At 68.0% G+C, this 12,584-nt stretch carries 12 protein-coding genes; 6 read left to right on the top strand and 6 right to left on the bottom strand.

Translation table 11 applies throughout. The features are described from left to right. Window positions 1–7: 7 nt before the first annotated feature. Together CFB81_RS33110 and CFB81_RS33105 are read left to right on the top strand one after the other, a co-directional pair. Window positions 8–985 carry a type II secretion system F family protein gene (locus CFB81_RS33110; RefSeq protein WP_069619957.1) on the top strand — a complete coding sequence of 326 codons (978 nt, stop codon included), beginning with the start codon at window positions 8–10 and terminating at the stop codon, window positions 983–985. Between the two features lie 36 nt (window positions 986–1,021). Then, window positions 1,022–1,996: a type II secretion system F family protein gene (locus tag CFB81_RS33105; RefSeq protein ID WP_089437953.1), complete on the top strand. Its 975-nt coding sequence runs from the start codon at window positions 1,022–1,024 to the stop codon at window positions 1,994–1,996. A gap of 266 nt (window positions 1,997–2,262) precedes the next feature. On the opposite strand, the gene CFB81_RS33100 is transcribed toward CFB81_RS33105, so the two are convergent. The 5 genes from CFB81_RS33100 to CFB81_RS33080 all read right to left on the bottom strand — a co-directional run bounded on the left by CFB81_RS33100 (window position 2,263) and on the right by CFB81_RS33080 (window position 7,169). Continuing rightward, window positions 2,263–3,219 (bottom strand): transporter, encoded by a 957-nt coding sequence (locus CFB81_RS33100; protein ID WP_089438179.1) that lies wholly within the window; start codon window positions 3,217–3,219, stop codon window positions 2,263–2,265. A 37-nt stretch (window positions 3,220–3,256) separates the two neighbouring features. Further along, the gene (locus tag CFB81_RS33095) at window positions 3,257–3,784 is read right to left on the bottom strand and encodes a flavin reductase family protein (protein WP_069619960.1); all 528 of its coding nucleotides are present in this window, start codon (window positions 3,782–3,784) and stop codon (window positions 3,257–3,259) included. Between the two features lie 5 nt (window positions 3,785–3,789). Beyond that, window positions 3,790–5,028 (bottom strand): styrene monooxygenase/indole monooxygenase family protein, encoded by a 1,239-nt coding sequence (locus CFB81_RS33090; protein WP_069619961.1) that lies wholly within the window; start codon window positions 5,026–5,028, stop codon window positions 3,790–3,792. 64 nt (window positions 5,029–5,092) lie between these two features. Further along, a complete protein-coding gene (locus tag CFB81_RS33085; RefSeq protein WP_069619962.1) occupies window positions 5,093–5,881 on the bottom strand; it encodes an SDR family oxidoreductase in 789 nt (262 codons plus the stop codon). A gap of 40 nt (window positions 5,882–5,921) precedes the next feature. Next, window positions 5,922–7,169 (bottom strand): dienelactone hydrolase family protein, encoded by a 1,248-nt coding sequence (locus tag CFB81_RS33080; RefSeq protein ID WP_089438178.1) that lies wholly within the window; start codon window positions 7,167–7,169, stop codon window positions 5,922–5,924. Window positions 7,170–7,519: 350 nt separating this feature from the next. On the opposite strand from CFB81_RS33080, the gene CFB81_RS33075 reads away from it, so the two are divergent. Both CFB81_RS33075 and CFB81_RS33070 read left to right on the top strand, forming a co-directional pair. Beyond that, window positions 7,520–8,545, top strand: a complete 1,026-nt coding sequence (locus CFB81_RS33075; protein WP_089438177.1) for an AraC family transcriptional regulator — start codon at window positions 7,520–7,522, stop codon at window positions 8,543–8,545. Further along, window positions 8,446–9,204, top strand: a complete 759-nt coding sequence (locus CFB81_RS33070) for a GNAT family N-acetyltransferase (RefSeq protein ID WP_256976411.1) — start codon at window positions 8,446–8,448, stop codon at window positions 9,202–9,204. Before CFB81_RS33075 ends, CFB81_RS33070 begins: the two co-directional genes overlap by 100 nt. A 22-nt stretch (window positions 9,205–9,226) precedes the next feature. On the opposite strand, the gene gcvA is transcribed toward CFB81_RS33070, so the two are convergent. Then, window positions 9,227–10,105: a transcriptional regulator GcvA gene (gcvA, locus tag CFB81_RS33065; RefSeq protein WP_069619966.1), complete on the bottom strand. Its 879-nt coding sequence runs from the start codon at window positions 10,103–10,105 to the stop codon at window positions 9,227–9,229. Window positions 10,106–10,232: 127 nt separating this feature from the next. On the opposite strand from gcvA, the gene argH reads away from it, so the two are divergent. After that, on the top strand, window positions 10,233–11,666 hold the full coding sequence (gene argH, locus CFB81_RS33060; RefSeq protein WP_069619967.1) for an argininosuccinate lyase: 1,434 nt from the start codon (window positions 10,233–10,235) through the stop codon (window positions 11,664–11,666). Next, window positions 11,660–12,553, top strand: coding sequence for an amino acid ABC transporter permease (locus CFB81_RS33055; RefSeq protein WP_089437951.1), 894 nt, complete (start codon window positions 11,660–11,662; stop codon window positions 12,551–12,553). Before argH ends, CFB81_RS33055 begins: the two co-directional genes overlap by 7 nt. The last annotated feature ends 31 nt before the right edge of the window (window positions 12,554–12,584 follow it).

Below are 12,584 nucleotides of genomic sequence, written 5' to 3'. Positions count from 1 at the left end.
GAGGCTCATGAATGCGATCTTTTACGGTTTTGTGATTCTTACCTTCGTCGCGGTCGTGCTGTCGATCGAAGGCATCTATCAATGGTGGAACGCGCGGCACGGCGCCGCCGCGCGCCGGATCGAATCGCGCATTCGCGCGATGTCGGCCGGCGGCAACGTGCAGCAGGAGCGGCTGTCGATCCTGAAGAAGCGCATGCTCGACGAGTCGAAGCCGTTCGACCGGCTGCTGCTGCGCCTGCCGCGCGTGCATGCGCTCGATCTCGTGATCCAGCAGTCGGGCCTCGACTGGACGCTGCCGAAGCTGATCACGCTCAGCGCGACGTTCGCGGCGCTCACGTGGTTCGCGGCGAGTTTCGCGCGGGCGCCGCAGCTCGCCGCGGTGCCGATCGCGCTGTTCGTGGGGTGGGGGCCGATGATGTACGTGTTGCGCCGCCGCGCCCGGCGGATGCGCAAGCTCGAACGGCAGCTGCCGGAGATCTGCGACATGATCGCGCGCGCGCTGCGCTCCGGTCATTCGTTCACGAGCACGCTGGGGATGGTCGGCGACGAGTTTTCCGAACCGATGGGCGGCGAGTTCCGCGTCACGTTCGACGAGGTCAACTACGGCGTGTCGCTGCACGACGCGCTGATGAACCTCGCGACGCGCGTGCCGGTGCAGGACCTGCGCTACTTCGTGATCGCGGTGCTGATCCAGCGCGAGACGGGCGGCAACCTGGCCGAGCTGCTCGACAGTATCGCCGGGCTGATCCGCGAGCGCTTCAAGCTGTTCGACAAGGTGCGCGTGCTGTCGGCGGAAGGGCGGCTGTCGGCGTGGATTCTCGGGCTTTTGCCGTTCGGCACCGCGGCGGTGATGGCGCTGCTGAACCGCGAATTCCTGTCGGTGCTCTGGGAGGATCCGGCCGGGATCCGGATGGTCGGCACGATGCTGGTGTCGATGCTGTTCGGCCTGTTCTGGATCCGCCGAATCGTGCGCATTCGCGTCTGACGCGCGAGCCGAATAACGAACCGTTGCGAGGTTGTCATGCAAAACCTGAGCGTGGTCCAGGCCGTGATGCTGGGCGGCTTGTTCATCTTCGTGGCCGGCGGCGTGCTCGTCGCGATGCTGCTGTTCGCGCCGCGTGGGATCCAGCGCCGGCTGCAGCAGGCCGGCGGGACCGGGGCGGGCGCCGTCGCCGGTCCGGGCGACGCCGACGACACGGCGTCGCGCTGGGTCGCGAAGCTGGTCGAGCTGTCCACCCCGATCTCGAAGCTGTCGGTGCCGAAGGAGGGTTGGGAGAATTCGCCGCTGCGCATCCGGCTGATGAATGCCGGCTGGCGTAACCAGAGCGCGGCCGCGCTGTATTTCACCGCGAAGACGGTGCTCGCGCTCGGCCTGCCGTGCGCGGCGCTGCTGGCGCTGATCACGACGTCGCTCGGCGACGAGCGCGCGCTGCTGTCGCTGATCCTCGTGGCGCTCGCCGGCATCGGCTACTACATCCCGAACGTCGTGCTGTCGCAGCGGGTCAAGGTGCGCCAGCAGAAGATCTTCGAGGATTTCCCGGACGCGCTCGACCTGCTGACGGTGTGCGTCGAGGCGGGGCTCGGGCTCGACGCGGCGCTGATGAAGGTGAGCGAGGAGCTGCGGTTTCGCAGCGAGGTGGTCGCGAGCGAACTCGATCTGCTGCTGCTCGAGATGCGCTCCGGCTTCACGAAGGAGACGGCGCTGCGCAACCTCGCATTGCGTACCGGCGTGGAGGACATCGAATCGTTCTGCGCGATGCTGATCCAGGCGGACCGGTTCGGCACGAGCATCGGCGAATCGCTGCGCGTGCTGTCGGACATGCTGCGCACGCGGCGCCGGATGCGCGCGGAGGAACGCGCGGCGAAGATCGCGCTGAAGCTGCTGTTTCCGCTGATCTTCTGCATCTTCCCCGCGCTGATGATGGTGCTGCTCGGCCCGGCGATGATTCACGTCTATCGCGTGCTGCTGCCCACGTTCGTCGGCGTCGCGCCGTGAGCGGCGCGCGGACGCGGCTTCGCGCGCATCGATTCAGACTCGACGTGCCGGCCCCGGGGCGATTCGGCGGCCGGCGCGGCAACAGGCTTCATGGAGGCTCCCTCCCCAGGCGGCGCCGCGAGACAGGTCGACCATAGCGGCGTCAATGCATCCTGGACCCATGGTCGATCATGGAACGAGCCGTAGTCCACCGCCTTCACGGCTGCCCCCTGCGGCTAACCCTCGAAGCGGCATGCGCCGGATCGGGACGGCCGGCGCGCAGTGCGTCACTGAAAGTGATGCACGTAGCGCAGCACCATCCGCGTCCCTTGCGGCCGGTTGCGCGCATGGGTTTCGAAATACGTGTTGAACAGCAGGTGATCGTGCGGCGAGAAGCTGACCATCGCCCCCGGCCCGATCGCGAACACGGCTTCCCGCGTGCCCGGCACGTCCTGGCCGTTGGCCTTCATGTCGGTGGTCTGGCGCAGCCAGTAGCCGTTGAGCCCCAGCCGCAGGCCGGGCCGCACTTCGTACTCGGTCGCGAAGTTCACGTGGACCGCCTGGCCGGCCTGCGTCGACGCCACGTCCGGGCCGAGTGCCGTGGCCGGCTGATGGTTGGTCGCGTTCCACAGATAGTGCAGCCGCCACGATACGGTCCATTTCGGCGTGAGCCACAGCGTCGCGGCCCAGTACGGATCGAACGACCAGAAATGGCTGCCCGGATTGATCGCGCGCGATGGATCGTACGCGCCGGTCGGCACGATGAACTGGAATTCGACGCGCTGCGCGAAGCGTGGGCCCTGCGTACCCATCACCGGCTCGAACTGGACGAATGGGCCAATCAGCAGATCGCCGAAGCCGGCGCGTGCATTCAGCGCGACGTTGCCGATGCCGTCGTCGGTCCGCGCGGACGCGATCCACGGCAGGATCACGTCGAGGCCCGGATGCATGCCCGCGAACGTCAGCGGCGACTGGTAGACGAGCTGGCTCAAGCCCGCGAACAGGTCGATGTCCTGCTTCGGCAACCCGACCTTGTTGCCCGCATTGTCGTTGACGCGGCCGGCCGTGTAGTACTGCAGGTACTGCGTGCCGTACCAGCCGGCGCCGGCCGGTGGCATGCCGTCGAGGAAACTGGTCATGCCGAGGTTGACCGCAGGCAGGTCGGCCGCATGGGCCGGCGCATGGCCGGCGAGGCCGGCGATCGTGAGGCCCGCGGCGACGAGCAGGCGAGAGCCGAATTTCATGTTCACCACCTCCTGAAGTTTTACTTGTATGTACTAATCAAATAGTGCGTGAAAGATCGGGATGATCGGCGATCGCACGATACTGGCCGGCATGGAACACGAGCGGCGCCTTGCCGAATGTGTCGAACTGCTCGATCTCGCCGATGAAGAGCAGGTGGTCGCCGCCTTCGTAATGGCCGACGTTGCGGCAGACGAAGCGCGCGCTCGCGCCGTCGAGGCACGGCACGCCGCCGCTGCCCGAATCCGCGTGCGGCACGCCGTCGAACTTGTCGGCGCTGGGCGTCGCGAAGCGGCGCGACAGGTCGATCTGGTCGTGCGCGAGGATGTTGATCGCGAAGTGGGTCGCCGCGACGAAATCCGGGCGGCTCGGCGCGAGCTTGCGCAGGCTCCACAGCACGAGCGGCGGATCGAGCGACAGCGACGAGAACGAATTTGCGGTGAGGCCCACCTTGCGCCCGTCGGCCGCGCACGTGGTGATCACGGTGACGCCGGTCGGGAACTGCCCGAACGCGGCGCGCAACTGCATCGGGTCGAGGGCCGTACGTTCGGTAACGATGGTTTCCATGACGATTACTCCACCCGCACGCTGTGTTCGCGGATCAGCGCCGCGCACGCCGACGGCTCGAACCACCACGGCGCGAACCGGCGCGGATCGTCGAAACCGTCGACGATCGTCTTCGCGAGCGACGGCAACTGGCCGGCCGCGCCGAGCAGTTCGAGGATGTGCGGCGGCGGCGGGGTGAGCAGCGAGTTGGTCCAGCGCACGACATGCTGCGCATACGCCCAGTAGCGTTCGAACGTCTGGTGCATCCAGTCTTCGCCGAACGGTGCGGCGTCGCGCGCGACGATCGCATCGAAATACGCGCTCGCGCATTTCGCGGCGTTGTTCGAACCCTGGCCGGTGATCGGATCGTTGACCACCACCGCATCGGCCATCCCGAACACGGTGCGGCCGGACGGCAGCCGGAAGAACGGCTTGCGCACGGTCGGCGCGAAGCGCCCGGCCAGCGTGCCGTTCGGATCGGTGAGCGCGACGTCGCGACAGCGCTCGAACTCCCACGGTACGTACTGCTGCAGGAACGACAGGCTGCGGTCCAGATGCTGCTCGGGCGTCTTCACGTCGGCCCAGCAGTCGAGCGGGCCCCCCGGGATGCCTTCGAACACCATGATTTCGCACGGGCCGGTGGTGGTCAGCGCCGGAAACACGAAGTACTCGCCGATGCCCGGCAGCAGGTTGAAGCGCACGCGCGAATACGGCTCGCTCGGCGTCATCCCTTTCACGTAGGTCAGCGCCAGCGCGCGCTGCGGGCGATCGAACGGGCTGCGCGCCTCGTCGCGGCCGAGCAGGTTCACGATGTCGCCCTTGCCGGCCGCAAGCAGCACGAGGTCGTGGCTGCGCGCGAGTTCCTCGAGTTCGGGCACGCCGATGTCGCCGATGCGTACGTCCGCGCCGCGGCGGCGCACGCCGTCGAGCCAGTCGGCCATCTTCACGCGCTGGTCGACCGACTGCGCGTAGCGGGTCAGCCGCGACGACCAGTCGATCGCCTTGCGGCCGTGGCCGTCCGGGTGCGGCACCGCGATGCCGATGCCTTCGATGGACGGGCACGCTTCCTCCCACGTATTCAGGCCGAGATCGCGCTCGATCTGCAACGACGTGTGGAACATGCACTGGCTCGACATGACCTTGCCCGAGCGGATCTGCTCCGCGTCGCGGTTGGTCGCGAGCGTGACGTGGTAGCCCTGGCCGAGCAGGGCGAAGGCGAGTTGCAGGCCGGACTGGCCGGCGCCGACGATAGCGATGCGTCTCATGGGAGTGTCCTTGGTTGGCCGCGTGACGGCCGGAATGATCGAGGGAAACAGTGCGGCAGCGCGGTCACTCCGCGAGCCGCGGAATCGCCGGCACCGCCTGTTCGGGGCCCATCGCGGCGTAGCCGCCGTCCACCGCGTAGTCGGCGCCCGTCACGAAGCTCGCCGCGTCGCTGCACAGGAACGTGACGACCTGCGCGACTTCCGACGGATCGCCGACGCGGCCAAGCAGATGAAACGGCGCGGCGACGCGATCGGTCTTCGCGCGGTCGCCGTGCGTCAGCTCGTCCATCACGCGCGACCAGGTCCACCCGGGCGACACCGAGTTGACGCGAATCCGGTCGGGCGCGAGATCCATCGCCATGCTGCGCGTGAGCTGGCGGATCGCGGCCTTGGAGGTCGGATACAGCCAGCGGCCGGTCTGCGCGCACTGCGCGGAGATCGAGCTGAAGTTCACGATCGCGCCGCCGCCGCGCCGGGCCATGTGCGGATGCACGGCCTTCGCGAGCATCGCCGCCGACACGACGTTGACGTCCATCGCCGCGAGCCAGTCGTTGCGGGTCGCTTGGATGCCGTTGTCGACATAGCTGCACGCGAGGTTGACGAGTACGTCGATCGCGCCGAACCGTTCGACGATCGTCGCGATCGCACGCTCGATCGCGCGGTCGTCGGTGATGTCGAGCGCGATGAAGAGCGCCCGTTCGCCGAGCGACGCGGCCACGCGTGCGCCGTTGTCCGCATCGAGATCGAGGATCGCGACGCACGCACCGGCGCGGCTCAGGTCCTGCGCGACCGCGGCGCCGATCAGCGTGGCGCCGCCGGTGACGAGCGCGACTTTGCCAGCAAGGGCATTCATGGGGTGTCTCCGTGAATCATGGGGTGAGGGTGGGGCCGCGTCAGCGCGCACCGGTGGACGGCGCGCTGTCGCGCCAGCGGCGCATCAGGCCGTTCGACGGCACGGTGACGTCGAGCAGCTTGCGGGCCGTGTCGACGCCCGCGACCGGCAGGCCGGACGGGTCGAGCAGCCCGATCTGCACGAGCACGCTCGCCTGATCCCAGTAGATGTGCTCGTGATAGAGCTTGTCGCCGCGAAACTTGACGATCGCGACGAGCGGAATCTCGACGCGCTTGCCGGTCGGCGCGACGCCCGGCAGCATCCAGTCGATCTCGGTGGTATGCGTGAAGCAGAACAGCAGCTCGTCGACGATCTGGCTCGCGCCGATCGTGCGCGAGATCGGCGTGATCGTCGTGTCGGGCGGGTTCGCATGCACGAAGTGATGCGTGTAGAAGCGCTTGAGCTCGTCGTGGCCGACGCCGCCCGTCAGCGTCGGAATATGGTTGACGTACGGCTCGGCGACCATCGTGGCCATCGTTGCGTCGACGTTGCGCGTGTCGAACTCGTGCTTCAGATGCGTTTCCCACAGTGCGGACAGGTCGTAGTGCGGGCCGAGCGCGGCGCGGAACGCGGCGATCGCGCGCTGGTGGGCCATGACCGCGGCGGCTTGGTCGTAATGATCGCCACCGGCGCGGGCGAACGCGTGGTCGACGCCGGGGTAGACGTAGACTTCGACGCCGTCGCGGCCGGACAGCGTATCCGCGATGCGCTGCTGCGCGTCGGGCGGGCAGAAGCGGTCCTGCGCCGCGATCTGCAGCACGAGCCGCCCATGCAGGTGCGCGGCTTCGTCCAGCGCATGCTCGATGCCCACGCCGTAGTAACTGACCGCCGCGGCCGCGCCCGGCAGCCGGCACGCGGCGAGGTACGCGAGCTTGCCGCCGAGGCAGTAGCCGAGCACGCCGGCCTTGCCCGTGCATTCCGGCCGCTGGCGGAGCGCGTCCAGCGCGGCGCCGACGTCCTCGACACCCTTGTTTTCGTCGAATTGTCGATAAAGGGCCATCGCGCGCTCGAAATCGGCCGCCGCATACCCGAGCTCGATGCCCGGCGACTGGCGCCAGAACAGGTCCGGCACGAGCACCGTATAGCCTTCCTCGGCGTAGTAGTCGGCCACGTCCCGCATCGTCGCGTTCGCGCCGAAGATCTCGTGACAGAGCACGATGCCCGGCCCGGTGCCGCCGGCCGGCGTGCTCAGGTACGCGCGGAACGCGCCGCCGTCCGGCGATGGAATCTCGATGTGACGTCCGTTCATGTGTCCCTCCGTGCGGTTGGTTTCGGTGACGGCCCAGTATTGGCGGCCGAAAAGCACGCTTCTATCCGCTTTCTTCGGCCGGTATCCACGAATTCCGGAAACCTGCGGCAGCGGCCGCCGCGGGCCGACGTGCCGCGGCCGACCGCGGGTATGTGCGGATGCGGACAGCCCGCACAGTTTTCTACGATGCGCGAACGGTCCGCTTCTTGCATGGCTTGCGCGGGACTTGCGTGTTTCGCAGGACGGACTATCCGGATACTCCGGGCGCTGTCCGGATCGTGCGACGCCTTCCCCGATATCGGGAATGCATGCACGGCGCGAGTGCGATCGAGCACGACGGGAGAACTTCGATGGCGCAATTTTCCGAAACCGGCTGGCTGGCCGACGCCGCCTGTTTCAATCACGACACGCTGCTGCTGCAGTCGAACGACGTCGACGAGGTGCGCGCGCGCGTCGCCGACGTGTTCAAGCCGCACCGGCTCACGCCGACCGGCGAATCGCGTGCGCTGCACAGCTGCATGCATCATGCGCGCTGGGGCAACCTGTCGTTGAACCTGCTCGATTACGGCGGCGAGGTGTCGATCGAACCGGGGCCGCTCGAACATTTCTATCTGTTGCAGATTCCGCTGCGCGGCGACGCAGAGATCGAATGCGGCGCGACGCGCTTCGTGTCGTCGCCCGACACGGCGTCGCTGCTGTCGCCCACGCTGCCGCTCCGGATGCGATGGGGCGAAGCGTGTCCGCAAGTCATCCTGCGCATCGAGCGCGACGTGATGGAGCGCCACGCGCAGCGGCATTTCGGCGACGACCGGCGCATGCCCGTGGAATTCGAACCGGAATTCAGCCTGTCGTCGCCGCAGGGCGCCTGTCTCGCGCAGATGCTGCCGGTGCTCGCCGGCGCGATCGCGACGGACGCGCATCCGCTGCGTCATCCGCTCGCGTTCGAGCAGCTCGAATCGACGTTGCTGAACCTGCTGCTGTACGGCCACCCGAACACCGCGCGCAACGGCACCCGTTCCGCGCCGGCACCGCTCGCGCCGTTCTACGTGCGACGTGTCGAGGAATACATCCGCGCACATCTCGACGAGCCGCTGACGATCGAACGGCTCGCCGATCTCGCCGGCGTCAGCCCGAGCACGCTGTTCGCCGGCTTCCGCAATCGCCACGGGATCACGCCGATGGGCTTCGTACGGCAGTTGCGTCTGCAACATGTGCGCGACGAACTGCTGGCCGACGACACGCCGGGGCTCGCGTCGGTCACCGACGTGGCGCTGAAATGGGGCTTCGCGCACCTTGGGCGGTTCGCGATCGAGTACAAGCGGGCGTTCGGCGAATCGCCGTCGGCGACGCTCAGGATGCGGCGCGGGCGTGGGTAAAAGACGCCGCGACGGACCGACCGCTGGATCGCGCGGCCGCGAAGGTCGTTCGACAGCGTTGCACGGATCGTCCACAATCCGTCGTGCACATCGCGCCCGTCGGCGCGATGCCTCCGGGAGCGTCCTCAATGACTGGCCTATCCATCCGGTCCGCAACGATCGGCGATGCGCGGGCGATCGCCGATTTTCATGTCAAGGTCTGGCGGCATACCTACCGGGATCTCGCGCCGGCCGAAGCGCACGCCGTTCTCGACGAACACTATCGCCACAAGCAATGGAATGAAAAGCTGTCGTCGAACGACGGGAACCGGCTTGTGCTGGTGGCGGAGATCGACGGCAGGATCGTCGGCATCGGCGCCGCCGGCGCACCGTCCGATCCGATATTCAACGGCCGGGGCGAGATCAAGTTCCTGTATGTCGATCCCGGATTCAAGCGTCGCGGCATCGGCCGCCAGCTGCTCGCCCGGCTCGCGACGCATCTGGGCCGATTGCGGTATCGAGGCGCCGCGTTGAGCGTCGTCGACGGCAACGACGCGGCGATTGCGTTCTATGCGGCGCTGCACGGCCGGCCCGCCGGCGAATACATCGATCCGGGGCCGGTCTGGCGATCGCGCAACATCGTCATCGTGTGGGACGACCTCGCGAGCCTCGGTGCGTGAGCACGCCGCGCGGCGACGCGCATCACGCGAGGCGTGCCCGCAGCCACGACGTGAACGCGGTCACGAGCGGCGACTCGGCCAGTTCATGACGCGTGACGAGATAGTATGCGTGGCGTGACGGCACCGTGGCGCTGAACGGCCGCACGAGCGTGCCGTCGATCAGGTCGTCGCGCACCGACAGGCTGTCGCCGAGCGCGACGCCTTGCCCGTGTACCGCGGCTTCGACGCCGATGTGCGCGTTGCCGATTTCGAGAATGCGGATGCCCGGCAGCTTGTCGGCGTTCGCTTGCGCCAGCCACCGCGTCCACGAGCCCGCATGCTCGCAGAACAGCGTCCGCCCCGCGAGATCCTGCACCTTGCGGATCGCATCGGGCCCGTTCATCAACGCCGGGCTCACGACCGGGAACAGCGCCGGATGCGCGAGCAGCTCGACGCGCCGGTTGCGCCAGTTGCCTTCCCCGTAGCGAATGCAGACGTCGACGTCTGCCGAATAGGTTTCGCGATCGTCGTTCGACGGAATCACTTTCAGATGGATACCCGGATAACGCTCCAGAAAATCGCCGATGTGCCGGGCGAGCCAGCGCGACGTCAGCGACAGCGGCGTCGACACGACGAGATCGCCGGCGGCGGCCGGCGAATCGAGCCTGACGGTGGCGTTCGCGATCATGTCGAACGCGGTACCGACCGGTTCCAGCAGCGCCTCGCCTTCGGGCGTGAGCTTCACGCGGGCCTTTGATCGGACGAATAGCGCGATGCCGAGCGTGTTTTCGAGAATGCGGATCTGGTGGCTGACCGCGCTCGCGGTCACGTGCAGCTCGTCGGCGGCGGCCGACACGCTGCCGCACCGGGCGGCGGCTTCGAATGCGCGAAGCGGGTTGAGCGGGGGCAGGCGGTTGCGCATCGGCGGGGCGCGTCGCGGGCGACGATACTGAGAAAAATTTCATTAAAACGGATTCAATTTCTCGCTACAACAAAAAAAATTGAATGCCTACAGTAGGGCTAATCCAACCGAGTCGAGGTCGACCGCAATGAGCCTTACCGAACCGATCGAACGCCTGTGGGGCGGCCGCTTCCAGTCGGAGCCGTCCGACGCGCTGCAGAATCTGTCCCGCTCGGATCCGAGTTTCTTCCGTCTCGTGCCGTACGATCTGGCAGGCTCCCGGGCCCATGCGCGCGAACTGAACCGCGCGGGTATCCTGAACGACGACGACCTCGCGCAACTGCTGGACGCGATGGACGGCATCGCGCGCGACTATGCGGCCGGCGCGATCGCGCCATCGCTCGCCGACGAGGACGTGCACACGTTCCTCGAGCGCGTGCTCACGCAGCGGCTGCCGGCGCTCGGCGGCAAGCTGCGCGCCGGGCGCTCGCGCAACGACCAGGCGGCGAACGACCTGCGCCTGTACCTGCGCGACAAGGCGCGTCAGCTCGTGCGCGGCGTGCTCGACCTGCAGGATGCGCTGATCGGCCAGGCGAGCCGGCATGTCGACACGGTGACGGCCGGATTCACCCACCTGCAGCCCGCGCAGCCGATCGTGTTCGGCCATCAATTGCTCGCCCACGCGCAGTCGCTGTATCGCGACGCCGATCGCCTGGTCGACTGGGACCGTCGCACCGCGCGTTCGCCGCTCGGCGCGGCCGCGCTCGCGGGCTCGGCGATCTGCGTGCGGCCCGAGCTGTCGGCGCGGGAGCTGGGTTACGACGCGCCGTGCGAGAACTCGATCGACGCGGTGGCCGCGCGCGACCACGTCGCCGAATTCGTGTTCGTCACGAGCATGCTCGCCGTGAACCTGTCTCGCCTGTCGGAAGAAGTGATCCTGTGGACGTCGCGACAATTCCGCTGGGTGGAACTCGACGACGGCTACGCGACCGGCAGCTCGATCATGCCGCAGAAGAAGAATCCGGACATCGCGGAACTCACGCGGGGCAAGGCGGGGCGCCTGATCGGCAACCTGACGGGGCTGCTCGCGACGCTGAAGTCGCTGCCGCTCGCGTACAACCGCGATCTCGCGGAAGACAAGATCGCCGCGTTCGATTCGATCGACACGCTCGAACTCGTGCTGCCGGCGATGGCGGGGATGATCCGCACGATGCGCGTGAACGTCGACGAGATGCGCCGCCAGGCCCCCCTCGGCTTCACGCTCGCCACCGAGGTCGCCGACTGGCTCGCGCTGACGGGCGTGCCGTTCAGCGAGGCGCACGAGATCACCGGCACGCTCGTGCGCGCGTGCGAGCGGGACGGCATCGAGCTGGCCGACGCGAGCGCCGAACAGTTGCAGGCCGTCGACACGCGCCTCGCACCGGCGGTACGCGCGCATCTGACGCTCGACGCGGCCGTCGCCGCACGCGGCGGCGCGGGCGGCACCTCGCCTGCACGGGTGCGAGAACAGATCGAGCGCCTGAGCGAGGCAATCGGGCGCCAGGTCGCGTGGGCAGCCGATTACCGGGGGCCGTCATGCTGAGCGCATCCGATTCTCGTCGCCTCGACGGCGCACCGGCGACGGCCGACGCGGCGGCGGACGACACGGCCGCGCTCGTGCGCGTACGCCGGCGCTACTGGGGCCGCTACGTCGCATCGGTCGCGATCGTTGCCGCGCTCGCCTATATCGCCGCCGCGTTCGCGCGCGGACAGATCGAGTGGCGTGTCGTCGGCCAGTTCCTGACCGCGCGGTCGATCCTGACGGGGCTCGCCAACACGATCGTGATGACCGTCCTCGCGATGACGCTCGGTGTCGTTCTCGGGGTCGTCACCGCGGTGATGCGGCTGTCGTCGAACCCGGTGCTCGGGGCGATCGCGCAGGGCTACATCTGGCTGTTCCGCGGCACGCCGGTGATTCTGCAGTTGCTGCTGTGGTTCAACCTGGCGCTGGTGTTTCCGACGCTCGGCATTCCGGGCATCGCCGAATACCGGACCGTCGACGTGATGACGCCGTTCCTCGCGGCGGTGCTCGGACTCGGCATCAATCAAGGCGCGTACACGTCGGAAGTCGTGCGGGCGGGGCTGCTGTCGGTCGACGTCGGCCAGTACGAGGCGGCGAAATCGATCGGCATGCCGCGCCTGCAGGCGCTGCGCCGGATCGTCCTGCCGCAGGCGATGCGCGTGATCGTGCCGCCGATCGGCAACGAACTGATCGGCATGGTCAAGCTGACGTCGCTCGCGAGCGTCGTGCAGTACGCGGAGATGCTGCACAACGCGCAGAACATCTACTACGCGAATGCCCGCGTGATCGAGTTGCTGATCGTCGCCGGCATCTGGTATCTCGCCGTCGTCACCGTGCTGTCGCTGGCGCAGGCCCGCGTCGAACGGCGCTTCGCACGCGGCGCGGGGCGCGCGGCGGGCCGCAAATGAACCTCACGACCCTCACGACCCTTACCCATCG

The sequence above is a fragment of the Burkholderia sp. AU28863 genome (assembly GCF_002223195.1).
GTDB classification, from domain to species: Bacteria; Pseudomonadota; Gammaproteobacteria; order Burkholderiales; family Burkholderiaceae; genus Burkholderia; species Burkholderia sola.
This window is presented reverse-complemented; position numbering and strand designations above follow the sequence as displayed.

Coding starts and splice junctions, on each gene's coding strand:
- CFB81_RS33110 (WP_069619957.1), top strand. CDS start 8: ATGAATGCGATCTTTTACGGTTTTGTGATTCTTACCTTCGTCGCGGTC.
- CFB81_RS33105 (WP_089437953.1), top strand. CDS start 1,022: ATGCAAAACCTGAGCGTGGTCCAGGCCGTGATGCTGGGCGGCTTGTTC.
- CFB81_RS33100 (WP_089438179.1), bottom strand. CDS start 3,219: ATGAAATTCGGCTCTCGCCTGCTCGTCGCCGCGGGCCTCACGATCGCC.
- CFB81_RS33095 (WP_069619960.1), bottom strand. CDS start 3,784: ATGGAAACCATCGTTACCGAACGTACGGCCCTCGACCCGATGCAGTTG.
- CFB81_RS33090 (WP_069619961.1), bottom strand. CDS start 5,028: ATGAGACGCATCGCTATCGTCGGCGCCGGCCAGTCCGGCCTGCAACTC.
- CFB81_RS33085 (WP_069619962.1), bottom strand. CDS start 5,881: ATGAATGCCCTTGCTGGCAAAGTCGCGCTCGTCACCGGCGGCGCCACG.
- CFB81_RS33080 (WP_089438178.1), bottom strand. CDS start 7,169: ATGAACGGACGTCACATCGAGATTCCATCGCCGGACGGCGGCGCGTTC.
- CFB81_RS33075 (WP_089438177.1), top strand. CDS start 7,520: ATGGCGCAATTTTCCGAAACCGGCTGGCTGGCCGACGCCGCCTGTTTC.
- CFB81_RS33070 (WP_256976411.1), top strand. CDS start 8,446: ATGGGGCTTCGCGCACCTTGGGCGGTTCGCGATCGAGTACAAGCGGGC.
- gcvA (WP_069619966.1), bottom strand. CDS start 10,105: ATGCGCAACCGCCTGCCCCCGCTCAACCCGCTTCGCGCATTCGAAGCC.
- argH (WP_069619967.1), top strand. CDS start 10,233: ATGAGCCTTACCGAACCGATCGAACGCCTGTGGGGCGGCCGCTTCCAG.
- CFB81_RS33055 (WP_089437951.1), top strand. CDS start 11,660: ATGCTGAGCGCATCCGATTCTCGTCGCCTCGACGGCGCACCGGCGACG.